This window comes from Paenibacillus sp. FSL R10-2736 (assembly GCF_038000245.1).
Classification (GTDB): domain Bacteria; phylum Bacillota; class Bacilli; order Paenibacillales; family Paenibacillaceae; genus Paenibacillus_AQ; species Paenibacillus_AQ phytohabitans.
This window is the reverse complement of sequence record NZ_JBBOBN010000002.1, coordinates 1,381,043-1,407,659: the sequence shown is the minus strand read 5'-3', so window position 1 is coordinate 1,407,659 and position 26,617 is coordinate 1,381,043. Positions and strand designations below refer to the sequence as shown.

Annotated in this window: 18 protein-coding genes and 2 pseudogenes; 5 read left to right on the top strand and 15 right to left on the bottom strand. The window is 49.4% G+C overall.

Annotated features, from left to right (window positions below; genetic code table 11):
- Nucleotides 1-147 precede the first annotated feature (147 nt).
- Nucleotides 148-5,538 (bottom strand): beta strand repeat-containing protein, encoded by a 5,391-nt coding sequence (locus NSQ73_RS34185; protein WP_340990630.1) that lies wholly within the window; start codon nucleotides 5,536-5,538, stop codon nucleotides 148-150.
- A gap of 367 nt (nucleotides 5,539-5,905) precedes the next feature.
- On the opposite strand from NSQ73_RS34185, the gene NSQ73_RS34180 reads away from it, so the two are divergent.
- Nucleotides 5,906-6,490: a DUF4304 domain-containing protein gene (locus tag NSQ73_RS34180; protein WP_340990629.1), complete on the top strand. Its 585-nt coding sequence runs from the start codon at nucleotides 5,906-5,908 to the stop codon at nucleotides 6,488-6,490.
- A gap of 140 nt (nucleotides 6,491-6,630) precedes the next feature.
- Here NSQ73_RS34180 and NSQ73_RS34175 read toward each other — a convergent pair whose 3' ends face one another.
- Both NSQ73_RS34175 and NSQ73_RS34170 read right to left on the bottom strand, forming a co-directional pair.
- Nucleotides 6,631-7,800 carry a DUF4317 domain-containing protein gene (locus tag NSQ73_RS34175; RefSeq protein ID WP_042133552.1) on the bottom strand — a complete coding sequence of 390 codons (1,170 nt, stop codon included), beginning with the start codon at nucleotides 7,798-7,800 and terminating at the stop codon, nucleotides 6,631-6,633.
- Nucleotides 7,801-8,028: 228 nt separating this feature from the next.
- Nucleotides 8,029-9,300: a carbohydrate-binding domain-containing protein gene (locus NSQ73_RS34170; RefSeq protein ID WP_340990628.1), complete on the bottom strand. Its 1,272-nt coding sequence runs from the start codon at nucleotides 9,298-9,300 to the stop codon at nucleotides 8,029-8,031.
- A 200-nt stretch (nucleotides 9,301-9,500) separates the two neighbouring features.
- Here NSQ73_RS34170 and NSQ73_RS34165 point away from each other — a divergent pair, with 200 nt between their 5' ends.
- Entirely contained in the window at nucleotides 9,501-10,412 is a 912-nt protein-coding gene (locus NSQ73_RS34165; protein ID WP_340990627.1) for an SDR family oxidoreductase, read from the top strand.
- A gap of 43 nt (nucleotides 10,413-10,455) precedes the next feature.
- On the opposite strand, the gene NSQ73_RS34160 is transcribed toward NSQ73_RS34165, so the two are convergent.
- The 4 genes from NSQ73_RS34160 to NSQ73_RS34145 all read right to left on the bottom strand — a co-directional run bounded on the left by NSQ73_RS34160 (nucleotide 10,456) and on the right by NSQ73_RS34145 (nucleotide 16,597).
- Nucleotides 10,456-12,180 carry an ABC transporter ATP-binding protein gene (locus NSQ73_RS34160; protein ID WP_340990626.1) on the bottom strand — a complete coding sequence of 575 codons (1,725 nt, stop codon included), beginning with the start codon at nucleotides 12,178-12,180 and terminating at the stop codon, nucleotides 10,456-10,458.
- Complete coding sequence (locus NSQ73_RS34155; protein ID WP_340990625.1) at nucleotides 12,177-13,889, bottom strand: ABC transporter ATP-binding protein; 1,713 nt, start codon at nucleotides 13,887-13,889, stop codon at nucleotides 12,177-12,179. The genes NSQ73_RS34160 and NSQ73_RS34155 overlap by 4 nt, the downstream gene beginning before the upstream one ends.
- Before the next feature lie 190 nt (nucleotides 13,890-14,079).
- Entirely contained in the window at nucleotides 14,080-15,693 is a 1,614-nt protein-coding gene (locus NSQ73_RS34150) for an ABC transporter permease (protein ID WP_340990624.1), read from the bottom strand.
- 22 nt (nucleotides 15,694-15,715) lie between these two features.
- Nucleotides 15,716-16,597, bottom strand: a complete 882-nt coding sequence (locus tag NSQ73_RS34145) for an ABC transporter ATP-binding protein (RefSeq protein WP_340990622.1) — start codon at nucleotides 16,595-16,597, stop codon at nucleotides 15,716-15,718.
- A 315-nt stretch (nucleotides 16,598-16,912) separates the two neighbouring features.
- Between NSQ73_RS34145 and NSQ73_RS34140 the strand changes: the two genes are divergently transcribed.
- The gene (locus NSQ73_RS34140) at nucleotides 16,913-17,530 is read left to right on the top strand and encodes a TetR/AcrR family transcriptional regulator (protein ID WP_340990621.1); all 618 of its coding nucleotides are present in this window, start codon (nucleotides 16,913-16,915) and stop codon (nucleotides 17,528-17,530) included.
- Between the two features lie 59 nt (nucleotides 17,531-17,589).
- Here the strand turns inward: NSQ73_RS34140 and NSQ73_RS34135 are convergent, their stop codons facing one another.
- The 6 genes and pseudogenes from NSQ73_RS34135 to NSQ73_RS34105 all read right to left on the bottom strand — a co-directional run bounded on the left by NSQ73_RS34135 (nucleotide 17,590) and on the right by NSQ73_RS34105 (nucleotide 23,141).
- Complete coding sequence (locus NSQ73_RS34135) at nucleotides 17,590-19,278, bottom strand: helix-turn-helix domain-containing protein (protein ID WP_340990620.1); 1,689 nt, start codon at nucleotides 19,276-19,278, stop codon at nucleotides 17,590-17,592.
- A gap of 50 nt (nucleotides 19,279-19,328) precedes the next feature.
- Nucleotides 19,329-20,105 carry an IucA/IucC family C-terminal-domain containing protein gene (locus NSQ73_RS34130; RefSeq protein ID WP_340990618.1) on the bottom strand — a complete coding sequence of 259 codons (777 nt, stop codon included), beginning with the start codon at nucleotides 20,103-20,105 and terminating at the stop codon, nucleotides 19,329-19,331.
- 1 nt (nucleotide 20,106) lies between these two features.
- Nucleotides 20,107-21,180, bottom strand: a complete 1,074-nt coding sequence (locus NSQ73_RS34125) for an ABC transporter substrate-binding protein (protein WP_340990616.1) — start codon at nucleotides 21,178-21,180, stop codon at nucleotides 20,107-20,109.
- A 259-nt stretch (nucleotides 21,181-21,439) separates the two neighbouring features.
- A pseudogene (locus tag NSQ73_RS34120) lies at nucleotides 21,440-21,715 on the bottom strand (5-methyltetrahydropteroyltriglutamate--homocysteine methyltransferase); the annotation flags it as partial.
- 73 nt (nucleotides 21,716-21,788) lie between these two features.
- On the bottom strand, nucleotides 21,789-22,520 hold the full coding sequence (locus NSQ73_RS34115) for a CPBP family intramembrane glutamic endopeptidase (RefSeq protein ID WP_340990615.1): 732 nt from the start codon (nucleotides 22,518-22,520) through the stop codon (nucleotides 21,789-21,791).
- Nucleotides 22,521-22,829: 309 nt separating this feature from the next.
- On the bottom strand, nucleotides 22,830-23,141 hold the full coding sequence (locus NSQ73_RS34105; protein WP_038585821.1) for a YbjQ family protein: 312 nt from the start codon (nucleotides 23,139-23,141) through the stop codon (nucleotides 22,830-22,832).
- 375 nt (nucleotides 23,142-23,516) lie between these two features.
- Here NSQ73_RS34105 and NSQ73_RS34100 point away from each other — a divergent pair, with 375 nt between their 5' ends.
- Together NSQ73_RS34100 and NSQ73_RS34095 are read left to right on the top strand one after the other, a co-directional pair.
- Nucleotides 23,517-24,251, top strand: coding sequence for a response regulator transcription factor (locus NSQ73_RS34100; RefSeq protein WP_039292569.1), 735 nt, complete (start codon nucleotides 23,517-23,519; stop codon nucleotides 24,249-24,251).
- Nucleotides 24,252-24,484: 233 nt separating this feature from the next.
- Complete coding sequence (locus NSQ73_RS34095) at nucleotides 24,485-25,987, top strand: sensor histidine kinase (RefSeq protein ID WP_340990614.1); 1,503 nt, start codon at nucleotides 24,485-24,487, stop codon at nucleotides 25,985-25,987.
- 157 nt (nucleotides 25,988-26,144) lie between these two features.
- Here NSQ73_RS34095 and NSQ73_RS34090 read toward each other — a convergent pair whose 3' ends face one another.
- Nucleotides 26,145-26,339: a hypothetical protein gene (locus tag NSQ73_RS34090; protein ID WP_340990735.1), complete on the bottom strand. Its 195-nt coding sequence runs from the start codon at nucleotides 26,337-26,339 to the stop codon at nucleotides 26,145-26,147.
- Nucleotides 26,302-26,610 (bottom strand): annotated as a pseudogene (locus NSQ73_RS34085) (5-methyltetrahydropteroyltriglutamate--homocysteine methyltransferase); the annotation flags it as partial. The pseudogene NSQ73_RS34085 and the gene NSQ73_RS34090, both read right to left, overlap by 38 nt.
- Nucleotides 26,611-26,617: the final 7 nt, after the last annotated feature.

Genomic DNA, 26,617 nt, shown 5'->3' with positions numbered 1-26,617 from the left:
AATTGATATTGATAATCAATATCAATTAGCATTAGGAAGCCAAACGAATGCCCGGATCGACATTTTTGGAAATTGTATAATTTTCCAAACAATAAAAAAGCGAATCCAGCTCTACGTCTGAATTCGCTTCTCCTATAATTAACTTAATTAATCAATCAAATCCGACTTCTGCAGCAGCCGCTGAATCAGCACTGCCACTTCCGCGCGGGTAACATTAGCTTTCGCCTCCAGCTTGCTGTCTCCACGGCCGGTGATTAAGCCAGCCTTAGCAGCAAGCGCCAGACTATCCCCGGCCCAGGCGCCTATGCTGTCTGCATCTGTAAAGGCTGCAAGTACACTTGCTGTATCCACTGTGCCAGTCTGGTCTGCCAGGCCTGTCAGCTTCATCGCTTTGGCGATAATGCTCATGGCCTGTTCACGTGTGATTCGGGCTTCCGGACGGAAGGTTCCGTCCTCGAAGCCGGTGATCAGACCGTATTCGGATGCTGTTTCCACCGCTGCTGCATACCAGCTATCCGCTGCAACATCCGCAAACGCCGATGTTCCTTCCCCAGGCTTCAATCCCAGGCCGCGTACGATAATCGCTGCGAACTCTGCACGGGTGATGTCTGCGTTCGGGTTGAAGGTGGTTTCGTTCACACCGTTAATGACCAGACGCGATCCCATATCGTTCACTGCGTTCTTCGCCCAATGATTGTCCACATCCGCAAAAGTCAGCGGATGCCAGACCACTGCATACGAGCTGTTCGTCAAGCTCTTGATATCTGCGTAATATCTGCCGTCATTCCGGACGAGTCTGGTCGGCACATGGCGCACTGTACCATCCGGATCTACGACGATGCCCGTCGTAATCCGGTTAGGGTCAATACCATCCGGAAGAGCTACTGTCCGCTCCACGTAAGCATTGAACCGGCTCACTTCCACTGTCAATATACCGTAAGTTGCGGTAACGGTGAAATCTATTGGCGGTGCAACAAGGGTAAAGCCCCCTCTGCCTGCAGCAGCTGTCACTACCTGGTTCATGGATGCCGGGGTTTCGCCAATCGTAATCCTCAGCGTAATGTCCTCCAGCTTAATCCCGTTTCCGAGTCTCTCGGCCAACGCACCGATGTTGATCTCGGAGGCCGGCAAAGTATAAGTCCCTTTGGTTGTCTGAAGCACCAGGGTAGCCGATACATTCTCCATGTTCTTGATCATCTGGCCGTTCAACTCCGCGATGATGATATTGGAATCCAGCATCATCGGAATTGTAACTACAGCGCCATTTCCTTCCGCATCCAGCTTCGCTTGAAGCTTCGCCGGATCAACAGCGATAGTAGTTATCTTCAAGTTTCCGGAGGTCGTTGTTGTGGCTTTGCCCGCGTTCTCTTCCTTGCCGTTAACAAGGACGATCACATCGGTAACATTGCTTGCCGCGTTACCGGTACTGGTTCCGCTGCCCGGATTGCTTCCGGTTCCCGGACTGACGGGATCGGGATCTGGTGTTACGGTATTAGCCGCCACAACAACCGCTGTTGCGCTGCCGTACTTCACTACCTTGCCGTCAGCATCCACTTCTGCTATTCCAATCCTATCGCCGTTAGCTGCAGGAATTAGACCATCGATTCCTACAAGGGTGTATCCCGTCAGGGTTTCCCCCGCATTAGGTGCAACAACGCTGCCAGTGCCAAAATTCTTGTACAGCAGCTTATGTCCTGCAGTTGGCTCCGGTGTAACACTGATCTGCGTATATCCGTTATTCCCTGCACCACTTGGATCGCTGGCGCTCACGGACAAGCCCCCCGCAGGGATAAGCTCATTAGTTGTAAAAATCAGCGTAGTTGCCGGACCCGCCGGAACCGATCCGCTGGCCGCAACCCTTACCTTAACGGTGTGTTCACCGCTCAAGTCCGTCAGGTTGGTTCCGTCGTAGCGCACGAAAGTTCCGTCGTCCACTGAGAATTCCATGCTGGTGTTCAGACCAACAATTGTATTGTTCTGGTCATCCGCTGCCACTTCAGGTGCATCCGGAATAACTGCATTTGAGTCATGAACGGTAACCTGAGCAATATTAGAAGCGAATGCTGTTGCCGTTGCCTTCTCCCGTACATAATACGTGTCCGGTGCAAGGCCAGTAATGATTGTGTCTGTAACTTCTGACCAAAGACCTGTACTGCCAATCTTGTACTCCATTTGTACTGTCAGATTCTGCAGGGTACCGTCATTCGCCCCGTTGTACGTCACATCTGTAACAGTGACACCAACCGGAGCTGCCGGACGGGCTGGAAGACTCACAGTCTGCGACGCACTGTCTATAGTCGTCGAACCGTTCCCCTTCTTCACAATGTTCAGTGACGTTCCCAGCCAGCTGCTATCTATAGCCAGCTTACCACCTGCGGCCGCTGTTACTGTCAGTGTACCGTTTATTGTGTACGACCCGTTTGGCGTCAGACCCGTCAGTTGCTCAGCCGCATAGTCAATCTCTGCAGCCGGAATTGCTTCCGATGTTGGCACAAACGCCACAACCGTTACACTCTGTACTTCTGAGGCAAACGCCATCGAAGTCGCCTTCGTCCGTACATAATACGTGTCCGGCGCAAGCCCTGTCGCGCTTGTGCCCGTTATACCAAGCCACGTACCCGCGATGCCCTTCTTGTATTCCATCGCCGTGGTTACCCCAGTCAATGCGCCATCTTCGGCGTCTATTGCTGTTTCATCCGTCGCCGCCACACCAGTAGGTGCCGCTGGACGACTAGGAATATTTACCGTCTGCGCCGCACTATCTATAGTCGTCGAACCGTTACCTTTCTTCACAATACTCAGTGAAGTTCCCAGCCAGCTGCTATCTATAGCCAGCTTACCATCTGCGGTCGCCGTTATTGCCAGTGTACCGTTTATCGTGTATGCACCGTTTGCCGTCAGACCCGTCAGCTGCTCTGCCGCATAGTCAATTTCAGCTACGGGGGTCGCTTCCTGCGTCGGCACAAACGCAGCCACCGTCACGCTCTGTGCTTCCGACACAAATGTCGCAGGCGTCGCCTTCGTCCGGACGTAATACGTATCCGGCGAAAGCCCTGTCACGCTTGCGCCCGTTATACCAAGCCACGTCCCCGCGATATCTCTTTTGTATTCCATCGCTGTGGTTACGCCAGTCAATGTGCCATCTTCGGCATCTATTGCTGTCTCATCCGTCGCCGCCAAACCAGTAGGTGCCGCCGGACGAACAGGGATGCTCACCGTCTGCGCCGCGCTATCTATAGTCGTCGAACCGTTACCTTTCTTCACAATACTCAGTGACGTGCCCAGCCAGCTGCTATCTATAGCCAGCTTACCATCTGCGGCCGCTGTTACTGCCAGTGTACCGTTTATCGTGTACGAACCGCTTGCCGTCAGACCCGTCAGCTGCTCAGCCGCATAGTCAATCTCTCCGGCCGGGGTCGCCTCCGATGTTGGCACAAAAGCATTTACTGTCACGCTCTGTGCTTCCGACACAAATGCTGTCGATGTCGCCTTCGTCCGGACGTAATACGTATCCGGCGAAAGCCCTGTCACGCTTGCGCCCGTTATACCAAGCCACGTCCCCGCGATATCTCTTTTGTACTCCATCGCCGTGGTTACGCCAGTCAATGTGCCATTTTCAGCACCTATTGCTGTCTCATCCGTCGCCGCCACACCAGTAGGTGCTGCCGGACGACTAGGAATACTCAACGTCTGCGCCGCACTATCTATAGTCGTCGAACCGTTACCTTTCTTCACAATACTCAGTGAAGTTCCCAGCCAGCTGCTATCTATAGCCAGCTTACCATCTGCGGCCGCTGTTACTGCCAGTGTACCGTTTATCGTGTACGAACCGCTTGTCGCCAGTCCCGTCAGCTGCTCGGCCCCGTAGTCAATACCGGCTGCCGGGGTTGCTTCCGGCAATGCCGTGAACAGCGATACAGCTACCGTCATCGGCGAACCGCTGATCTTGTACCCGCTTGGCGAATTTACCGCTACCGATACGTCTCCTTCAGTTGTCACTGAAGTAAGCGCGATGCTCCAATCTGTCCCTGCTCCGCTCAACGTTCCTTTTACCGCAGAGCCTGCACCATTCGTAATCGTGATGTCGTCTGCCGTCAGCCCGACAATCGCAGTATCGAAGGTCAGATCAATTTTTGTCGATGTTGTTGTTCCGGCTACGCCGTCGGCTGCCGCTGACAGCAGCACAACCGGAGTTGAAGTCTCTGTATCAAACAGCTTCCCCTTTATTCTATAGTGACTCGCATCCGTATTATCTGTTTTGATGAGAACAACCTTATCGCCGAAGGCGGGATACAAAGCGAATTTCGGATAATATTCTACAGCGAACATCCAGCTGTCTTCATCATATCCCTGAAATACCACCGGAGCGGAATCTACAGGCTGATCTGAGGTTAAGACCAGGTTGCCTTCATAATCATAGTAGTTCAGGTAAGCATACTGAGTTCCTGACCACTCTGTACCGTAGTTGTATGCATCGTTGATGGCTTCATTAGAGGTGGGATCAGTGCTTACTGTTACAAAACCCGGCAGTGCACCGTTCTTATAGATTGCAGCCGAAGCTTCCCCCAGGGAACCGCTTATCGTAAATCTGCCTTGGCTATTCCCCTCGTTATCATATAAGGAGACCGTAGAGCTATCATTAACCCAGTAATATTGGCTGAGCATGAAATTCCCGTTATTTAGCGTAGACAGATACAGCTGTCTCTCATTCGTTCTTGCTCCTACATCAATTGTTCTTAAGAGTGTTCCGCTGTTGCTGAATAGCTTCAGATAAATATTATCGTTCGAGGGCCCCGAATTGTAAGCAACCATATATACACCATCTCCGGCGGATACATAAGACATGCTCGCATTAGCATCTACCAGAAGTGTTTCACTTGTAACAGGCGAACCCGCAGCGGTGAACACACGGGTAACTGTGCTCTTATTGTCGTTTCTTTGCCAGGAGAAGGCGATGTTACCATCGGACAATTCTGCTATCGATACATTACGTGTAAGCTGCGGCGGAAGACTTCCATCACTAAATGTATTAATCTGAGTCTGGGCGGTTACTTTGTGCCCCTCTTTGTTAAGTACCATGAAATAGGTGTTAGGAGTGCTCTCCTTCACTGTCCCCAATTGCAGATTATGTTCATTAGAGTCGCTTTTATTGTAAGTAATTAATAGATTACCGTTATTTAGCGCAAGCATACTCACATAAGTCATTTTGTAATAAGTGTCCATTAAACTGCTCAGATCCACATCCGTGATCAGCGTTCCTGCACTATCAAAAACCCTCAAAAAATTAGATGAAACAAAAACATTACCTTCATAGACAAATGAATTCAGCAACACTGCCGTACTTCCGTCCTGAAGACCTTGGGCAGTGGAAATATTTTTGCCCGCATTGTATGTTGCCGGAGGCTCGATAACAAAGTCCTTTGTTTCCGTGAATGAAGGCATCGCCGCGTATGCGCGGAGTGACATCAGGGGCAGCAGCCCAATGACCAGCACCAGAGCCAGTCCTATTTTGCCTACCTTGCCTATCTTTTTCAACATTTCGTTCCTCCTTGTCGAATGAGTATCTTTTATAAATTGATAACGTTTCCGTATGAGCGCACAACAAAAACTCTTAGTCTACTTTATCGACATTTCGCATGAATAAGTTTAATTTTCGACAAACAATCGTAGTAATTAGCCTGATTCACATGACTTTTATTATTGCTTAATAACAAGAAGACCCAAGCATCCATGCCCAGGCCCTATGTCTATATCTATTCCGGGGTAACCCTATCATCGGATTCCGCATCTACTTTTGGTTCCTCTTTTTGGCATCTGCAAGTATTTATTGCTATAGTAGAATGGTGCCTGGCATGTGATCAATCAGAAGGTCATCATAATTAACTATGGATGGGGAGGGCTTCCTTTGCAAGAGCTGTTTAAGACGATCATCAAGCAAGACGTGAAACCTTTTTTCTCCGCACAGGGCTATCGTACAAAAGATCTGAATTTCTACAAAACAGAAGGCCAACTCAGCTATAAAATCAATATCCAGAAATACAAGTACAATACACACAAGCAACTCAGCTTCTATGTGAATTACAGTCTTCATTCCGAAGAGCTTGCACAATATAGGCCTGCTTCGTCTCTGGGCTTGCCTCACTTCTATGTCCGGATCAGGAACATCGTCCCCGCCGCCCCGGAACGCTACTTCCTGACGCCGGAGGTAGATGTGGACAAGTTCACGGCAGACCTGCTGCTCCATTTGGATCAGGGTCTTCAATTCTTGTACACCTTAACCGATGCCAGGGCCATTATTGAATACTATATGCAGCGGACAGCACTGCATTTAAGTGAGGAGACCTTCGGGTTCCTGCTGGATACAGGGGATACAGAGACTGCGGAGCAATACCTGAAGCAGCTCCAAGCGAAATACGGCGCCGAGAAGCGCTGGGCGATCTTGGAGAAGAAGTATGCAGCGGTTTGGGAGAAATACGGGCTGAAGCTTTAGCGTTAGCACATTGGGTTCGGTTTTTCGCATACATTCGGCCCGTGCGCACTCGCACCAACCCTACACAAATAAAAGGGCTTCCCGCTCTCGTAAGGAGACGCCGGGATAGCCCTTGTTCAATATACATCTATCTGCACAGGTCAGGATAGATTCTCCGACATCAGTGTAAACCCTTCAATTACAGCATCCTCATCAATCTCAATCAGGATACAGCGTTTCCCTTGATAATTTACCTGTCTCACATACTTCAGATCCTGCGGGCTGACCGTAATCGAAGCTACCTTTGTATCGATCTTTATCGATTTGGATGTGAATTTCGGGATCACGCTGCTTGCTTTCATCTCATAATTCTTATCGTCGACGATGGTTTCGAACGCGCGCTCTACCTTCTCCATCGTCACTTCCTCTACGCCGCTTGCCTTCAGCACACGCTCTACATCCCGGTAATCGAGCTTCGGCGGTTCTTCCTCATCCTCATGGTCCTCGATGACCTGATGAATACTTTCGTATACCTGCGCAATGGTCGCCACATCGAGTTGTTCGCCCGTTATTTCCTTTACGATATCCTCGAAGATGGATCTCTCTTCCATGGCTGTCACGGACCGCTCCGCATTCAGCACCTGTTCGATGAAATGAGGGTTCGGATTATTCGAGCTCCCTGTACAATACAGGATACGATTAATATCCGAATAGTTGTCCGTTACACTCGGGTAGAAGAACCCTTGCTCCGGCGTGCTAAGCTTGATGATCGGATCAACCATCACATTGTATTTGAATTCCCGCTCCACGTAATCGAACAGGAGAGTTTTGCGCTGCTGCTCCGTGGAGTTCACACTGCATAGGATGAACGGATGTGAGAACATCTCATCCTTACCGGTCTCTTCGGCTTCATCATTCCGGGCCTTGGTCGGCCGGAAGTATTGTCCGCGGACAAACGTGATTACCGCATCCTTCTCATACTTGACGTCCACCAGCATTTTATCCACCAGCATCAGCATCAGGTCCTGCCATTCTTCCGGATCGCCCGTCACCAGCCCCTGGTGAAGCATGACCTGCGACGGCTCCTCCGCTTCTTCAAGGAACTTCAGCTCGAACAGTTTATGATCCAGCTCCCCGGTCAGCAGCTTCCGGAAATTCGCCATATACAGCTCCTGCTTCTCCCGGTCCAGCATGGCGAACGGCTGGCGTTCACAATGGTAGATTTCATTGGTTTCCTTCATAATATACACGTTCAGAATATCGAACAGATGCAGCTGATCGTGGTCCATCTTAAATTGCTTACGTATATGTGCAGCTTCTTTCTTTATCATGTTCTGGGCACAGCTCCTATGAAATAAATTGGTTTAATCAGTATAAACGATATAAAAACCCTTCGCCAGAAGGGTTTTTATTGCCGGTTCTGTTCAGTTGTGTACACACGCCACAGGAATCTACGGTTCCGGTTCGCTCTGATTGCTGTTTTCTCTGCTCCTGCCGCTCAATCATTCCCAGGTAGCGGTCAAGCGAGCCCATCCTGCCTGCTCCTTTCCTTTGCTTAATTATTGCCCTGTTCCTCTACCGCCACCTGCGCCCCCCCGGCCACCTCCACCGCCGAACCCGCCTCCGCGTGATTCCGTGATTTCAGTGATTTGTTCGCCATTGACCGTGACAGTGCCGCCATTCAGTTCAGCTGTACCATCCGCATCAAAAGCGGAAGTCGCTTCTACATTAATGGTCCCGCCATTGATATAGATGTCACCATTTGAATCAAAAGCATCCGTATCCCCGCTAGCCATACTTACTTCAATCGTACCGCCATTGACTACAATCGATGCATCCGCGTTGACTTTTGGTGTTGCATTTATACCGTCATCAGTCGCATACAACGTAATCTGACCTTCATTTACGATAATGTTGTTTGCCTCGATACCTTCTACTGCACTCTTAATGTTGATGATTCCGCCATCGATTTGCACCAGGTTATTGCCGGTAATGGCATCGTCAGCAGCAGTGATTGTTAAGGTGCCGCCTTCAATATAAATATTTCCAAGGGTAGTATCCTCTTCGTTCTCGCTATGCAATCCATCCTTCTGTGTATCAATCGTGATCGTTCCATCATGGATCAGAATCGCATCATTCGCTTCTAATGCATCCGCAGAGGACTCTATGGTATACGCACCTCCGGTAATTTTGAGATCATCCTTGGAAGAGATCCCATTTCCTTGACCCGATACAATATCTAAGGTTCCGGTTCCATTCAGGGTCAGATCTGCTCTTGAGAAAATAACCGCATCCAGATTGGTCTCCCCATCCGTCACATAGCTTCCGGACACCTCCATATAGTTCTCACTGTCCGTGGAGGTAACGAATACCTTATCCGCTGCTTTCACATAAATGGCAGGTGCATCTTCATTGGTTATACTCACACCGTCAAGAACGATCTGAACTTTGGCATCGTCGGCAGCCTCAACCGTTACTGTCACATTGTCCGCCTCGCCGCTTAAGACATAGACGCCTTCCTCACTTAATGTCACATCCTGATTGCTTTCCAGATTCATTGGTGTGGCCGCGGTAAGATCCGCCGAATGCTCCAAGTCCCGGTCACTGAATAATTCCGCGGTGTCCAGAGCGGAAACGGCAGCCTCCGGTGTTTCAACAACAGTACCTTCTGCTGCGGATGTTGCGCTTGGCGACATGGCCTGAGCAACAGATGGAGTGGTTGCAGCAGCAACCCCGCTGCCTTCTTGTGCATTAGAGCATCCTGCGGCAGATACGGTAAGTACTGCGGCTAGAGCAATGACACTTATGCTGTTCAGCTTTATGATTTTCATGAATTAACACTCCTCGTATAATTAGTAGCCGTTCCTCAACTTTTGCCGTTCAATAAGCACTATCGCTTCCTGACTTATTCCAAGCATAAGCCATAACACTTAAATCAAACTTAAACCGCGAAAACTAACTATATATGACAATAGATGTCATTCCCATACTCTATAATGAAGCTGTATTCAACAAAGGAGGTAACCACGGAATGAGGAGTTTACAAGGGAAAATCGCTTTAGTAGCCGGAGCTACCAGGGGAGCTGGCCGGGGGATCGCTACCGAGCTAGGGGCAGCTGGCGCAACGGTATATGTGACAGGAAGATCGACGCTAGCCCAACGTTCCGAATATGACCGTCCTGAAACCATAGAAGAAACGGCAGAGCTTGTCACCCGGGCTGGCGGTCACGGAATTCCGGTTCAAGTCGATCATCTCGATCCTGTCCAGGTAGAGAAATTGGTCAATCGAATTGAAGAGGAGCAAGGCCGGCTCGACATTCTTGTGAATGATATCTGGGGCGCCGAAAAGATCATCGAATGGAATGTTCCGTTGTGGGAGCATTCCCTTGAGAAGGGGCTGCGGATGTTACGGCTCGCGATAGATACCCATCTCATTACAAGCCATTACGCGCTCCCTCTTCTGATTAAGAACAAGAATGGGTTAATTGTAGAGATGACGGACGGAATCGCTGAATACAACAATCAGAATTACCGGGTGTCGATGTTCTATGATCAGGCCAAAACCTCCGTGACCCGTATGGCCTGGGCTCTTGCCCAGGAGCTTAAGCCTTATGGCTGTACAGCGGTAGCACTCACACCAGGCTGGCTTCGTTCGGAGATGATGCTCGAACACTATGGGATACAAGAAGATAACTGGCGGGATGCTGCTGCCAATGAGCCTCACTTCATCATCTCGGAATCCCCACGTTATGTAGGCCGGGCCGTCGCTGCTCTTGCTCAAGACCCCGAATTATCCAGATGGAACGGACGGTCACTCTCAAGCGGAGAGCTGGCGCAAGTCTACGGGTATACTGATTACGATGGCACGCAGCCGGATTGCTGGCGTTACATGGTCGAGGTCGCAGATGCCGGTAAACCGGCGGATGCTGATGGATACAGATAAAATACAAAAACCCGGGCGCTGAACGCATCCGAGTCTCCTTATATCAACCTGCCCTATACTGATTCTGGAACAGCAAATCATAGGCTTCGTTCCGGTTAAACAGGTTCTCATGGGTATCGAAAGCTGCGACCCTGCCCGCTTGCAGAACCATTACCTTGTCGCAATCCAGAATGGAAGATAGACGGTGTGCAATGGAGATCATGGTTTTCCCGGAGGAAAGACTCTTGAGTTCGCTAATGATGTCACTCTCATTCTCGCTGTCCAGCGCGCTTGTGCTTTCGTCGAAAATAATGATGTCCCTGTCCTGCAGAAAAGCACGGGCAATCGATAACCGCTGTCTCTGGCCTCCGGAGAGCTTCACACCCTTTTCTCCAATGATCGTATCCAATTGATCCGGCAAGGTGTCAATGAAATCATATATACTCGCCCTGCGGCAGCACTCTATCAATTCCGCGTCGGTTGCCCCGGCCTTGGCCAGCAACAGGTTGTCTCTAATCGACATGTTGAATAGAACGGGTTCCTGCACAACTATACTCACTTTATCGGATACACTCTCACTGTTCACCGAAGAGATATCTGTGCCGCCAATGCTTACCGTTCCCCCTTGCGGTTCCATCTGCCCTGTCAGCAGCTTGGCGATGGTGGATTTGCCGCTGCCGCTTTGTCCAACGATCGCCAGATGCTCCCCCTTACCCACAGAGAATGATATACCGTCAAGCGCAAATGAATCGTTCCCCTCATAGGTGAATTTCAGCTGGTCAACATTGACATCTGTTCCTTCAATCTTCTTATAAGGCTTCTTAGCTGCTTCTATATTTAGAATCCCGATCACTTTACCGATACTCACCGAGTCATTCTTGAAGTTCATCATGGAATTACTAATGTTCTCGATGTATCCGAAAAACTGCCCGTAAAAGCTGATAAACACAAGCAGCACACCAACCTCCGAGTAGCCTTTGATGACAAATAATCCGCCGATAAAATAGATGAACAGCTGGGTAATGAAATTCTTGGTGAAGAACGAATAGGTAATCCCCAGATGCATATAGAGCTGGTTAAGAAACCACACATGCCTGATCTTCTTGTAATGTCCGTTTAGCTTAGCCGATTGTGTGTCTTCAAGATTATTGGTTTTGATATCCTTCCAGTTTTGAAAATTGGAGTGTAAAAAGGATTCATACTGAATCTGCAGTTTCCAGAGCTCCTCTCCGGTAAGCTTCGCTTTCCCTCCCAGAAAATTAACCGTTACCAAAGAGACCGGAACAAAAATAAAACTGATGAGCGCAATCCGCCAGTCATAGCATAGTAGAATTACCGCTAACGCCACAGCGTAAACAACAGCGTAGATAAAATCCAATATATGCGTCTCGAAAAATTTCCCGGCAATTGACGAATCGTTCTCAATCCGGCTCTTAACATCGCCAATGCTGTATTGGCTATAGTCATCGTTATCGAGGCTGATAAGCTTTTTGAGCAGTTTATTCTTGATTCTCAGATCATATTTCAGGATTAACTGGTTAGAAAACCGCTTACTGACGGCAATCCCGTTTGTAGTAAGCAGGAAAACCGCCAGATATCCGCTGATAATTAGCCAAAGCTCATTCAACTGCTTATCTACCAAAACGCGGTTAACCAATAACGAGTACAAGAACAGGGGGATCAGCCCGAATACTAAACTCCATATCTTGAACATCCCCAGCGCAAGGAGCGGTTTTCGGATACCGTCTATATCCCGGGTTAAGGCCTTATAGGTGTCCCATCGTTTCATACAGCTTCACCTCCTGCATACTGTTCGCTGAATAAGTCTATGTATGTTGGATTGCCCGTAATCAGTACGTCGTGGGTATCGTAGCCTTTGACAACACCGTCTGCTAACACCGCGATTCTATCACAGCTCTGGATGGTGGAGAACCGGTGGGCGATGATGATCAGCGTCCGGTCCTGCGAAAGCTCACGCATTACTTTCCGGATCAGCGCTTCGTTCCGGCTGTCGAGGAAGGATGTAGCTTCGTCGAAGATCAGAATCTTCGGATTCTTGACTAAAATCCTGGCGATTGCCAGACGCTGCTTCTGCCCGCCGGATAATTCCTGCCCTCCCGTCCCCAGCAGAGTATCCAGTCCGTCCGGGAAGGTCATGACCACATCATACAGAGCAGCCTTCTTGATCGCTTCTATCAGGGCTTCATCATTATCCTTAAGATTTGTAAATGAAAGATTGTAACGCAAGGTCTGATCGTACAGAATAGTCTCCTGATGGACAATCCCCACCTGGCTCCGCAAGCTATGCAGGTTATAGTCATTAACATTTACACCGTCGATCAGAAGCTCGCCGCTGTCCACTTGATACAGATTGTAGAGCAGGTTGCCCATCGTTGTTTTACCCGCACCGCTCCTACCGACAATGCCGATCGTGCTGCCTGCATCGACGCGGAGATTGAACCCGTTCAGAACCTGTCTGTCTTGGCTGTATCCGAAGGTGACATTATTAAATTCAATCAGGCCCTCTTTTATGGGCTGCGGAGGCTGGTTTTCCCGGTAATCCTCTTCATCCTCATTCAGAATATCCACGACACGCTGCAGGGAGACCCTCTGCCCCCAGACATCGGTAATTTTGCCGTTAATGGAGCTGAAGTAATTCACGGCCATATTGAAATAGCTTATCGCGGCTACAAACACACCGAGCTGCATTTGGCCTTTAACAATGAAATAGGCGCAGATAATAAATATGAGCAATTGTGCGGCAAGCGTGATGAATGCATTCACCCTTTCTGTGGTCACTCCGATTTTTCCGTTTTCCACATTCATTTTATGAATGGCAGCCGTTTTCCTTAGATAAGTGCTTGTTACTTTTTTACCTGCGCTAAGGATTTTGACGTCCTGCAGATTCTTCACAATTTCGAATAAATACGAGGATAGCTTTCCCTGTTCCGCCCGAAGCTCCTCGTTTACCTGTTGCGCTCTGGTCTTGAAATATTTCGAGGCAAAAAACACGGCGGGAACCAGAACAACCGTAAAAGCGCCCAGCAGTATATTGTAGTAAAACATAAAACAGACAGCGAATAGGATATGCAGCAGGTTGGAGTATCCCCACAGTCCGCTCCAGAAGACGAGATTCATAATATCCGTAGCGTCGTGGTTCATCCGGCTGATCATATCCCCGCTGTACATCCCGGAGAGGTCTTTGCCTTTTTTATGTAATATCTTGTTGAACAGAGCCCGCCGGATATCGAAGACAAACCCGGTCATCATCTGCGACGAAATAAGATTGTTTAACGTTGCAACAACAAACTGATTGAACAAGAGTATGCCGGCATAGACCAGACATAGATCCAAGAAGGCGCTCATGTCCTTATCATAAAAAGCGATATTGATCATCTTCCCGCCCAGGAACGGATAAATCAGGTTGACCATCGTCATCAATGTTGTGATCATGAACCCGCATAGAAAAACCCATTTGTGCATCAGCATAAATTTCATGACCCATTGCCTCTTTGTCATAGACTCACGCAGCCCCTTCCATATATTCACAAAAGGTATTGTAGCACAAATGTTCGTATATGCGAATGATGATTTCCATTGCGGAACCATGACCGATTGATTAAATATGTACCACGCAAAAAAAGACACGAGTCCATTCGTGTCTTTTGGCTTTGAATTCCTGTGGCGGTTAAGCCCCTTCAACCATATCCCGTTTGCGATATCCAATATAGCCCAATCCCATTAAGGCAACGCTAATCACGGACATCGAAATAAAGATTACTCCATCAAACTTATCTATCGGCATCCGTGGAATCCAACTTTGGACGGCTGTTTTGGAGAACCATTCCGGTAAATCTAGAATCCCGCCAAAGTAGTTCAAGGCAAAAGAATAGCCCAGATAGGCATAGATAGCTTTACCCAGTCTTGGTGCCCAGCCTAAAGTCAAAGCTGCAAGTCCGGTAAAGAACAACACAGACGGCAGGAAGTTATAGCCTGCAGCGAAGAAGTCCCTCATATCCATGGATGAGCTGTCACCCATTGCAGAAATCGCTGTACCCCCAAGACCGGCTGAAGCCAGCAAAACGCCCACTAATCCAGCAATGACCGCCATAATGACACTCGTCCAATAGAGCTGAGCCCGGGTCACTTTTGTTGAATACATCTGGCTCAAATGCAGTCGCGATTCTTCCGAGAACAGTTTATTAACGATGGCAATGGGTAAAATAGAAACCATTCCAATCATTACCATCATAATCGTTCCAGTGAATGATTCTTCGATTGAGACCCCTGCTATCGTAAACATTTGACTCATCATTTCATTGCTTCCCAGGAAGGTCTGCATATCTCCATAAATTGAGCCATAGGCTGCTCCCATGATTACAAAGGCAATCAACCAGCTAATGATAATGCCTTTATTAAGCTTCATAAACAAGCCGGGTACGGACAACAACGATTTTTTCGCAGACTCACGCCCTTCTCTTTCCGGTAAATAACCAGCCCCCATATCCCGGCCGCCCTCAAGGGCAAAAGCAAGAATCAATACAATGACACTGAAGGCTACGGCCAAAATTAGGGGAACCCAATTGTTGTCTGTAAATGGATAAGTCAGATAGGTCCAGCCCATAGGATTGATCATTGAGAAATCAACATTCGATACATCCGTACCCGCACGAATAATGTAGAGCAGACCTACAATTCCTAGCGAAGAACCCGTTGCACCGGAGGAAGTTGGCATAATTTGTGCCATAACTAATGCAATCACAGCTCCCAAAATACCGGCTATCCCGATGGAAGCGCCAAACAGGAATGACCCTTCGGCCGAAATCGTATCTACACCAAAGCTAGTCATAACCCCGCCAATAAGGAGTGCCAATACAATATTGATACACACTACTTCGGCAATGACAGCAAACGAATTGGCTTGACGACCTACTTGAAAGGAGCGCACCAGTTCAGTAAGCCCGTACTCTTCTTCTTTACGGGTATGGCTCACAACATGCAGAGCAGCTATAATCATCGCAAACAAACCGCAGAATAACAACATTTCGTGCGCATACATTGCACCCAGGGTATAACCAGCTGCGGTGTTAACCGGTGTCGGCCCAACCATTGAGATCATGGCGGGATTCTGCAAGGTCTCATACATCCCCTGCAAACCTTGCCCCTTGCCGATTTCTTCAAACGCCGGAACATAACCCGCTGAAAATAAACCCAGACCTATAATCCAGATCATTATTTTTTTCCAATCACGTTTCAGATATAGCATGAATAGTACATTCCAGCGTGCAAATTTTTCTTTCATCGCATTTTCCTCCGTCCACCGTTTAGACTTCATAATGCCGCATGAATAAGTCTTCAAGCGTTGGCGGTACAGATTCAAACCTCTTAACACCCAGTGTTGCCGCTCTGGTCAATATTTCATTGATATATTCATTATCCGCAGAGAATGTCGCCTGATTGCCTGTATGCTTAAAGTCATGGACACCGTTAACAGATGCCATCTCAGCCACATCCCCCTCGGTTACCAGAGTTACTGTAGAACGGGTCAGGTGACGCAGTTCATCCAATGTCCCGGTTTCAACAACCTTTCCTTGACGAATGATAACCACCTTATCTGCTAAACGTTCCACTTCACTCAAAATATGAGAGGATAGTAAGATTGCTTTCCCTGTATGCTTGATTTTCTCAACCTCATCCTGGAAGACAGCTTCCATCAACGGGTCAAGGCCAGAAGTCGGTTCATCGAAAATATACAAATCGGAGTCAACGGACAAAGCCGCAATCAAGCCAACCTTTTGCCGGTTTCCTTTTGAATAGCCTTTAGCCTTCTTCTTAGGATCGAGTTCAAAACGTTGAATCAAATAATCACGCTTATTCTTGTCTCCTCCACCATGTAACTTAATAAACAGATCAATAATTTCGCCGCCTGTTAAGGTGCCCCACAGAGCCACATCCCCTGGAACATAGGAAATCCGCTTATGAATCTCAAGGCTATCTTTCCATACATCCTTGCCAAAGATCTTCACATCCCCGGCATCACGATTGATAATTCCCAGCAAAGTCCGAATCGTTGTTGACTTACCCGCGCCATTCGGCCCAATAAAGCCCACAACCTCCCCGGCATTTACTGTGAATGTCACATCATGCAGTGCTTTAAATTTCCCGAACTTTTTTTGCAGGCCTTGCACACTTACGATTTTATCCATAGCACTAAAACCCCTTTTAAACAGTTTTAGTAACGTGCTTTCCAGTTTAAAGCAAAGTCTCAGATTAATATGAACTATTAATAGCATTAAAGTTCATAATTATCTAATTTAACCTTTGTTTTAAACCAAAGTTCATTTACATATTCAGTTATATATCTTTTTAGAGGTCTAGTCAATTTAAAAATCCTTAGTTTAGAACTATCGCATGCTTGATAATACATAACTAGCGCTATATACTTAATAGGAAAGAAAAATATGAACTGAACCACCCCAAAATATTTTTTACTTACTTAAGATAGAAGGCAGGAATGATAAATGAATGGTTTTGAAAAGCGGACACAGGAGAAGAAAAATCAAGTATTAGAAGCAACCTTTAACTTGATGAATTCAGATGCCGGTATAGAAAAATTAACAATGGATGAGATTGCTGAACAATCCAACGTTGGAAAAACAACGATTTTTAAATATTTCGGGAGTAAAGAAAATCTGATTCATGAGGTTTTTAAGTATTTTTTGAATAAAATGGGGGACACCGCCCGAGGGATTATGGCTGAGAATAAACCCTTTGAAGAAACTCTCATTGCCATGAGTCAGACAAAAATCCATTATCTGGACAAAATCAAAAAAGAGTTTTATTTAGAGATGATGGATTACTTCACCAGGAAGGGGGATGATGGCTTATCTTTGATGATGCAGGAATACGCTAAGGAAAGCTTTAATATCATGCTGGATTTATTCCATCGCGGACGTAAGGAAGGCAAGGTTGATCTGAAATATTCAGATGAATTTCTTCTGATTTATTTCCAGGCCTTAGTTGAAGGGATCTCAAGCCCACATATCTACGGCAGGATCGTCCCTTATACCGCCCATTGGACAGAAATGCTGATGAAAGGTATTGCTCCAGATTCGCCGTCCGGATCAGCCTATAAATAAGACAAACCGCCAATCGGTATAATTAAAAACGCCGCTCAATTAAGAACTATTGGCACCCCTCAGGCCAGCAAGGCGCGGGCTACCTGATCCACAATGCAATTGATGCCTGTCGGCCCATAGCAGCCGATCCATGTAGCGGCATCCACCGGGTATATATGCTGCCGTTCATCTGCATCCAGCAAGCCCCGGACGTTCTGCTCGGTCACAGCCAGGTCATCCTGCAGCAGCTCGTTGCTTAGCCAAAAGTAGTGGCTGGCATGCACTGCCGGCAGCCTGTCGACGGAAATATGATACGCCGTGTCGGAGGTATCTGCGACAAATAGCGGAGCAGGCAGACCCAGGTCGCGGTACAGCACGGCGCCTGTGCGGTGCGAAGCCGTATGTACCCGGACCAGTGACTCCCGCGGGCGGATCAGAGCCACGCTCTTGCCTGCCAGCACCGGGGCAAGCTCTGCGGACAGCAATGCCGTGCGGCGAAGGTAATCGGCAATAATACGTTCCGCCTCGGCCCGCTTGCCCGTCAGTTCACCGAGCAGGCTCAGAATCGTCTGCCAGCTCTCATTGCGCTGAAACATGATAGTGGGAGCAATCCGGTTTAAGCGTTCATAATGCTGATCATGCACCTCGGTACAGATAATCAAATCCGGCTGCAGCCGTTCCACAGCCTGCAGGTCCGGGTACTCGTAGGTTCCGAGCATTTCCGTTGCCTTAAGCCTTTCCCGGATATATTGGGGGAATTTCAACACTGCACTGCCCAATCCTACACTTCCTGCGGGCGACAGCCCAAGCGCAAGCAAATGGTCAGCATATTGAACATCGAGTACAGCGATTCGCTGCGGAGAAGCAGTGACGTTATATTCGCCCCGCATATGACTGATCACCGGGTCAGGCAGCCCGGAATACGCAGCGCTCGCACGGGGCTCTGAAGCGGCAGTCCGCCTGTAGAGCTGCGGGGGGACTCCATAATATTTCTTGAACGCCCTGCTGAAGTAATACATGTCGCGGTAGCCTGTTCTTTCAGCGATTTCGCCGATGGGGGCATCCGTATGACGCAGCATCCGCTCTGCGCTCTCCATCCGCAGCCGGATCACATATTCCATCGGGCCGAGCAGCTTCTCCTGCTTGAACCGCCGCTGCAGCTGTCTTGCACCGCATCCGGCAAGCGCAGCCAGCTCTTTAAGCTCCAGCTCCTGACGGTAATGCCCCGCTATATAGGCAGCAACAACCTCCACCATATCCGGCTCCCCGCCGCCCTGACCGCGTTCATGCTCCATAATAAGCTCGTACAGCATTCCTTGCAGCAGCGCATTGGTATGGAAGCGTTCCAGCCCTTCTCCCCGGCTCCATTTGGCTATGATCTTGTCCGCTGTCTGATGCAGCTCCGCCGGATGCGCGGGATGATGAATAAACGAAGTGCGCAGCGGGTGATTGCGCTGCGGGAACAGTACACGGGCCGCTCCCGCCATTGGAACAGCCTTGTAGATAATAACGGTATAATGAATGTTCTCCGGTCCGGCAGTCATCGTAAATGCCGACCCCTTAACAGCGTGGCAGACAAAAGAGGCCTGGATATGGCGAACCTCGCCATTCATCACAAGCCTCCCTTCCCCGCCGCCTGCCAGCAACAACAGATTGGCTGACAATCCTGCTTCGCTCAGAACACCGCCGGGCGGCAAAGTACCGCTGCGTACGTCAAGCGTCTTGATCGCCGTATCACTCCATAAACTTGCCTGCTCCTGCAGCGGCATTTCTCTCATCTCCTGACAATAGCATCCTTTTGCTAACGGACGACCTGTTGTCATTTTAATTGAGATTCATTCTCATTGTCAATTTTCGGGCATTTCCTGCAATACTCCCCTGACATCCGGTAATAGAAGCAGCAGGTGCTGCGCTTGTTCTTCGCAACCGTCGTCTCGTGATTATGCTCTGTGAACCGGGTAAACGGATTGCGCCTTGACCCAAACAACTCTCCGGGAGCCGTCCTTGTCAGAAAAGCGAAATCGGCTTGCATCCGCTGCCTGTCTTGCCCGGATTCGTCTGTTCCAGGAGAATATAGCGGGGCAATGCGCACCATAATATTCTCCCAAAGCACCGCCATCGGGACGGGTCCTATGGCGGCAAGCGTCTGCAGCAGCGGGGCAAGCCGTACCGCAAAAATCTCCTTAATGACCTCCTCCCGCCACGCTTCCCTGTCTTCCGGTGGCGATGCTGTTCGAAGCCCGTTCACCGCCAGGAAAGGAAAATGCGTATCCCCTTTAAACTCCGGGGAAGCCGGATGATAGAGGAAGCTATTGTCCAGCGGGAAGGAGACTTCCCGGTTATGAAAGGTCATCGCAGCCAGCAACGGTGCGATCCACAGATAGCCGATCCGCTTAGCCAGCATGGAAGCCGCAACCTGCATGTCCGGCGCGCCGATATAATCCTTAAGCCAGCTTACATATTCGCGGCATGCCGCTTCTTCCTGCAGCTGGCCCAGAGCAAGGGTGCGGATGCTGTCTTTAGGCGGACTGCCCATCCGCAGCCGGTATTCCTCCGCCATGTCCCTCCATGAGGCCGACGACAGATAGTTGTCCATTTCAATGCGTTCCCAGCAGTGCTTCCGAGGCCTGATCTACAATAATATTGAGCGCAATGGGGCCATAGTAAGCGATCCAGAGCGTTGAATTCACGTCATAGGCACGGTTATTCTTGACGGCATCAAGTGATTTCCAGACCGGGCTGCCTGCCAGAGCCTCTGCCTCCTTGGCGAACAAATCATCCGACAGCAGGAAATAATGATCTGCTCCGACATCAGCGACTGTCTCCATCGAAATTTCAACGGAGGTGTCATCTTTAATCTCCTGAACGAAGGCCGGGGCATTTAACCCCAAATCCTCATAAAGAATGCTTCCGGTCCGGTGTTCGGGACCATGTACACGGATACCCTCCGGTCTCGGACGAATCAGTGCTACGGTTTCAGCGCCCAGCTTCGCCGCCAGCTGCTCCCGCAGTCCGGTGATTTTGTCCCCGTAAGCCTGACGCACCACCTCTGCCTCCGCCTGCTTACCTGTTATCGTACCGATGACAGCCAGCGTATCCCGCCAATCCTCGTAGAAGTCGAGCACCACTGTAGGCGCAATTTGACTGACGCTGTCATATACCTCCTCCTGAAAGTCGGTCATCAATATAAGGTCCGGATTCAGCGCCACAATAGCCTCAAGATTGGGCTCATCCCGTGTGCCAAGGACCTTCACATCACCCAATTGGGCGTTTAAATATTCTGGGAACTCGTCCTTCGTCCCAGCCACAACGCTGCCCGCCGGGCGCTCGCCAACCGCTATCAATTGATCGACGAATTTCACATCAAGCGCTGCAATCACCTTCGGCTTCTCCGTCAGTGTATATTCGCCCTTCAGGTGTGAGATCGTTACCGGAAAAGCTGCAGCAGCCTGCGCCTCTGGCGACGACTTCGCCTCTGTATCCGGTGACGCAGACGACTCCGCTGAAGCTGCTGCAGACGGCTGCGCTGCTGTGCCTCCATTAGTGTCTCCTCCAGTGCCGCAAGCCGTCAGCACAAGTACCAGTGCCAGCATCCATATCATTAATAGTCCTGATTTCTGAGCGGCGTATACCCTGCTGCCGGTTGTCTGCCTCTTTTCTGCTCTCTTCATGCTGACTCCCCCTTTTTATGTGATAATGATTTTCATTATCATATTTATAAAGTGAGTATAATCGATCTGCCTGCTCCGTTTCCATGTACTTTTGCGACATTGCAGCCGGATTAATGCGACATTGTGTTTCATAGGAGCATGCTTCCTTTTACACAGTATCCCTTCGGGATTCCGATAATCCAATATAAAAAGACTGCCGACATTACCTTCGACAGTCTTAAGGAAGGGGACCTGCTCCCCTCATTAACTGAGTTAAATATTAATTACCCCAATATTGCTGGGCAATCTGTTGTCCTTGTTTAATTTTCGCCCACTGTTCATCTTCCGTTAATTCATTGCCGCCATCACAGGACGCAAACCCGCATTGATGAGAAAGTAATAATCTATCCTTATTAATGATTTTCGAGGCTTCATCAAGCATTTGAACTACACGGGCCTCATCGTCAAGCGTATTGGTCTTAGAAGACAACAATCCAAGTACAATTTCTGTATCAGGCTTATCTTTGAACACCGCAAACGCCTCAAGGGAGCCTGCACAGCTTGGTTTCACGGTCGCGCGCAGCTGACCGAGCTGTTTGTCTCTGCCACGATGTCTCATAAAATTAGATCTATAGCGTAGAATAGTAGAGAAGATTGAGGCCGTTATACACGATATGCACCACGACCCCGGGCCAGATGGAACCCGTCTTACGGAACAGTATACCATTCAGGATGCCGACCATGAATGCGTCGAACAGGATGACGTTGAATCCATGAACGACGCCGAAGATCGCAGCGCTGCCAACCACGCCGGCCCATGCTCCGTAACGGTTCAGCGCATTGGCAATAACGCCCCGGAATACAAACTCCTCGCCGAGCGGCGTGAGGATAGCGCCAGTGATAAGCAGAACGAAGAGTGAGAGCGCGCCACCTTGCGCTGCCGTCTGGAAGTCCGCTTGGTTGTTCAGCTCGGTGATGAAGTGAAAATACACCCCCTCTATAACGAAGCATCCGCCGAACGCGACAACACCGAGGGCGGCTCCCACAAGCAGCCATTTCCGTTCGATCGCCCGGAAACCGAAAGCGCGCAGACTTCGAACCCGCAGGGCGTAGGCTGCGAACAAGGCGGCGAGGCCAACAAGAGCATTGCCTGCACCCCCGATGTTAATTCGCAAAATGGCTTGCTCGTCAGGGATTTGCGTCATCCAAAGACCGAGCATAACTATGCCGATCAGATAGAGACCCAGTGCAGTTAGGGTCTCTGGCCAGCCAGGTCGGGCTTGGGGCATAGTAGACGTGGAAGAGCTAATTACCTCCATGAGTTCCTTTTCAGTTTCAGACAATTTTTGAACATTTTTCACGGGTGTACACCTCTTTGCATCGTTAGCGTAGATAACGACTTATTTAGTATATAAGTTGAACAAAAGGGGTTTATTTCCATGTCATCGAATAAAGAACTTCAACCTACGCTAGCTGCGGTGGATGAAGTCAAGCAACAAGCCTTCACAGAAGTAACTTTTCCTACTTTAAAAAAAGGTTAATGGACGAGAAAATCGCTCACTTGCTCTTCAAAGATGAGTCGATAATCCGCGATTACCAAGCGCTTCAGCATACGTGGTTTCTCAAAGGCAAGCAACGTGTCATCCAGACAAGAGGCAAACATCGTGGTGTTAAACGATCACGGCCGTCCCGCTTACGGCAACCATCAGCATGCCATCGCGAATGACTTCATAATCAATGTCGACACCGACAATCGTATTAGCTCCCATCCCTGAAGCTTTCTGAGTCATCTCAGCAAATGCCGTATCTCTCGCTTCCTGAAGCTTGCCTTCGTAAGCGCCCGAACGCCCCCCTACTAGGTCGGTAATCGAAGCCTTAAAGTCTCTGAATACGTTGGCTCCTATAATGACTTCACCGGTGGCAATGCCCAGATACTGCCTTATCGGGGAGCCTTCAATAGTTGATGTAGTGGTTATAATCATAAATTTTCCTCCTCAATTGGCCTGGCTATGGGTAATACTTTTGTTGCTGTTTTCCGCTTCAGGCCCCAACCGGCCTTTTTCGGATGAGCTCCTATTGGGCGCTGCTAACTTGGTTCAGCATCCACTTGCCGGTATCCTCAATGACCTCGGCTCAACATGTCCAGGAGTGTTCATCCCGTACATTCTGGAAAGCGCCCCATTAGGACGATCTTCTCATAAACCAATCCTTTGTATGTTCGAAGAGCTTTCTCACCCCTATCCTACCAGCCCCAATGAAACAGAACCTAAACGGATAGACAAACATCAGCTTAATTTCACTCCCGCCGTTTAGGTTCTGTTAAAGTGATTATGCTACTATGGAAATGGGTGAAAACAATGACAAATCTATCCGATTTTAAAATCGCAATCGTCGACGACGAGCCTTCGATTGTCACGATGCTGCAAATGGTGCTTCGCAGGGAAGGGTTTCATCAGCTGTACGCGGCTTCCACCTGTGCGGAAGCTCTCGATTTAGCGAAGCGTGAAGCCCCCGATATCCTCCTGCTCGACATCATGCTCCCCGACGGCAGCGGCCTGGAGCTCTGCTCCAAGCTCCGCAAATACGGGAATCCGCATATTTTGTTTCTGACGGCCAAGGCTTCGGATCTCGATGTCCTGCGAGGCTTCGCTATGGGCGGGGACGATTATATCACGAAGCCCTTCAATCCTCTGGAGGTGGCCGCAAGAATTCAGGCACGCATACGCCGACTGGAGCCAGAAACCTCGACGTCCAGTCCGGCGAAACGGCCCGATCCGGGGATTTATCGGTTTGGCCGCTTCACCGTCAACGAGGTGGAGGGCGAACTAATCGTGGAGGGACAGCCAGTTCCTTGCCCCGCGCAGGAGTTCCAGCTGCTGCTGCACTTCTGTAAGTTTCCCGGCATCGTATTTTCCAAAACACAGCTCTACGACAAGGTTTGGGGGATCAACGGACAGGGCGATGATTCGACGGTAATGGTGCATATCCGGCGCATCCGAGAGCGGATTGAGATCGACCCCGGTAATCCGAAGCTGCTGCTTACCGTACGCGGGCTTGGCTACAAGCTGGCGAAGGAGCCGCAGGAGCGATGAAGATCCAACAGCGCATGGCCTTCCACTTCACGTATCAATTGATTTTTTATGCCCTGCTTATGGTGGCTATCACTCTGGTTGCCTGCATCTTGTTTTTCCAGAACATGACGAGTAATGAGATACGCCGGAACTTTCCGGTTGGCGTCCTGCAACAGATCGCTCAAGAAGCTCATTACAAGGACGGGATGATTCAGATCTCCCCTGAGTGGGACAAGCTCATCGAGGAAAAAGGCATGTGGCTACAGGTTGTCAGTGCCGAAGGAGAGGTGATCTACGCCGTCAATACAACTCCGCATCATACGCTGCCGGCCTCCTACTCCATCGCTCAACTGCTCGATATCCAAGAGACACGGACGTTTGGGACGTATGCCGTACACACTCAGCTTAATTTTGCTTTCCAAGACCCGCTTCTGTATATGCTGGGCTATCCTAGTCCTGACCTTGACCAGCTCGTTGCCTGGTTTCATGCCTACGGGCAGCATGGAATCGTGCGTAGCGAAGCGGTTTCCCACTTGGACCGGCGGCTGCGCAAAACCGGCAGCTATCTGCAGGTGATCGACCCCGAGAGCCATATCGTACAAGGCATCGGCGATGGAGCATACGTGCATAAGGCGTATCGACAGCTGGATATCCTGGCCATCCAGCAATCGCCCAGCAACTATGACACGAATATTGTCGCCCATCGGGACAATCTGAGCGGAATGACGTGGATTCTCTATACACCCCATGCAGCGGGAGCCCCTCTGAAGCATCCTGTGATGGAAAAGGCAACGCGTGGACTCGTCCGGATTACAGTTCTGATCCTGCTCTTGGCGCTGCCGATCTCCATCTGGCATGGCTACCGCTACGGTCAGCCGCTGATTCTGTTTGCAGGCTGGTTCGAACGTATGGGCCGGGGACAGTACGACCAGGTACTGACCGCCAAGGACATGCGCAAGGTATTCCGCCGCAACGGCATGATGCGCATCCGCTACAGGCTCTATAAGGAAGTGATTGAATCCTTCTATCAGATGACTCATCAATTGGCTCAGATCGAGAAGGAACGCGAGAGGATGGAAAAGGCGCAAGCGGAGTGGATGTCAGGGATTTCCCACGATCTGCGCACACCACTGGCCACAATTCAAGGTTATGGGTATATGCTGGAGAGCTTGCCTGAGCAATGGAGCCAAGAGGAGATGCGCATCATGGGCTCGACGATCCGGGAAAAGGGGGATTATATGCTGGAGCTGATCTCCGACTTCTCATTGATTCATCAGCTCAAGCAGGGCGATTCAATCATGAAGTTTCGGGAGATCGACTTGGTTGAGCTGGTGCGCTGCTCCGTACTGAAGTACGTCAACGGCGCCATGATGTCTGAGTATCAGTTTCACTATGTTGGGGAGGATTGTCCCTTGCTGATACAGGCCGATGAAACCTGGCTGATGCGGTTGATGGACAATTTGCTGTCCAACGCCGTGAAGCATAACCCGCCTGGCGTGATTGTCAACGTCTATGTCGGCAGGATGAACGACAAGGCATGCATACGAGTAATCGATAATGGCAAAGGGATGGACGAGGAAACACTGCATCATTTGTTCAATCGCTACTACCGGGGAACGAATTCCGATGAATCGACGGAAGGATCCGGGCTCGGGATGAGCATCGCCAAAACCATCGTGGAAGCGCATGGCGGCGAAATCCAGGTAAAATCCAAACTGTGGCAAGGCACGATAATTGAGATCTTATTGCCCAACTGAGCGTTTGGCTGGGAATGATTCTTCCCTGTATGTACTCCCAACATTGAACACGATTCCACATGTGTGGAGTAAGCAGAGTCAACACATACAACAACAAATTAACGGGAACGCCTAAAAAAACCTCCCGATAAAGAGAGGGCATTCCCACGCCGAACAATCAGAACCGAATAAAATCAACCACGCCATGCGCAATCATCGCTGAAGTCACATCCCGCTTCCACTGCAAATAAGCAAAAGGCAGCCCGAAGAGCAGCCCCCATGTAATACTACCCGTCACCCCACCCTTTTCATTCCGTCTCAAACATTGAATCGGACTCTCCTGATATACTGCAAACGTACTTTCGAGTCTCATATTTGGAAGCTCCGTCCGTATCTCTGAAGAATTATCCATGAACAGCAATATAGCGTTCAATCCCCTGGAAGCCCCAGACAAATTCCAGATGCCACATCGATTTGGAATATTCCCCATCCGTAAGAATGGACAGCCCATTCTCGCTCTCTTGCTCGACTACAGTCTGAATCGCCTCATCCTCACACTGCTCATAGCCCTGGAAATCATGGTAAAAAGGATAGCTAAGATCATCCCGATGCTCAATTTGCTGTTTATATTCCAATCTGGTTATAGTGAAA

Coding starts and splice junctions, on each gene's coding strand:
- NSQ73_RS34185 (WP_340990630.1), bottom strand. CDS start 5,538: ATGTTGAAAAAGATAGGCAAGGTAGGCAAAATAGGACTGGCTCTGGTG.
- NSQ73_RS34175 (WP_042133552.1), bottom strand. CDS start 7,800: ATGATAAAGAAAGAAGCTGCACATATACGTAAGCAATTTAAGATGGAC.
- NSQ73_RS34170 (WP_340990628.1), bottom strand. CDS start 9,300: ATGAAAATCATAAAGCTGAACAGCATAAGTGTCATTGCTCTAGCCGCA.
- NSQ73_RS34165 (WP_340990627.1), top strand. CDS start 9,501: ATGAGGAGTTTACAAGGGAAAATCGCTTTAGTAGCCGGAGCTACCAGG.
- NSQ73_RS34160 (WP_340990626.1), bottom strand. CDS start 12,180: ATGAAACGATGGGACACCTATAAGGCCTTAACCCGGGATATAGACGGT.
- NSQ73_RS34155 (WP_340990625.1), bottom strand. CDS start 13,889: ATGAAATTTATGCTGATGCACAAATGGGTTTTTCTATGCGGGTTCATG.
- NSQ73_RS34150 (WP_340990624.1), bottom strand. CDS start 15,693: ATGAAAGAAAAATTTGCACGCTGGAATGTACTATTCATGCTATATCTG.
- NSQ73_RS34145 (WP_340990622.1), bottom strand. CDS start 16,597: ATGGATAAAATCGTAAGTGTGCAAGGCCTGCAAAAAAAGTTCGGGAAA.
- NSQ73_RS34140 (WP_340990621.1), top strand. CDS start 16,913: ATGAATGGTTTTGAAAAGCGGACACAGGAGAAGAAAAATCAAGTATTA.
- NSQ73_RS34135 (WP_340990620.1), bottom strand. CDS start 19,278: ATGCCGCTGCAGGAGCAGGCAAGTTTATGGAGTGATACGGCGATCAAG.
- NSQ73_RS34130 (WP_340990618.1), bottom strand. CDS start 20,105: ATGGACAACTATCTGTCGTCGGCCTCATGGAGGGACATGGCGGAGGAA.
- NSQ73_RS34125 (WP_340990616.1), bottom strand. CDS start 21,180: ATGAAGAGAGCAGAAAAGAGGCAGACAACCGGCAGCAGGGTATACGCC.
- NSQ73_RS34105 (WP_038585821.1), bottom strand. CDS start 23,141: ATGATTATAACCACTACATCAACTATTGAAGGCTCCCCGATAAGGCAG.
- NSQ73_RS34100 (WP_039292569.1), top strand. CDS start 23,517: ATGACAAATCTATCCGATTTTAAAATCGCAATCGTCGACGACGAGCCT.
- NSQ73_RS34095 (WP_340990614.1), top strand. CDS start 24,485: ATGTGGCTACAGGTTGTCAGTGCCGAAGGAGAGGTGATCTACGCCGTC.
- NSQ73_RS34090 (WP_340990735.1), bottom strand. CDS start 26,339: ATGAGACTCGAAAGTACGTTTGCAGTATATCAGGAGAGTCCGATTCAA.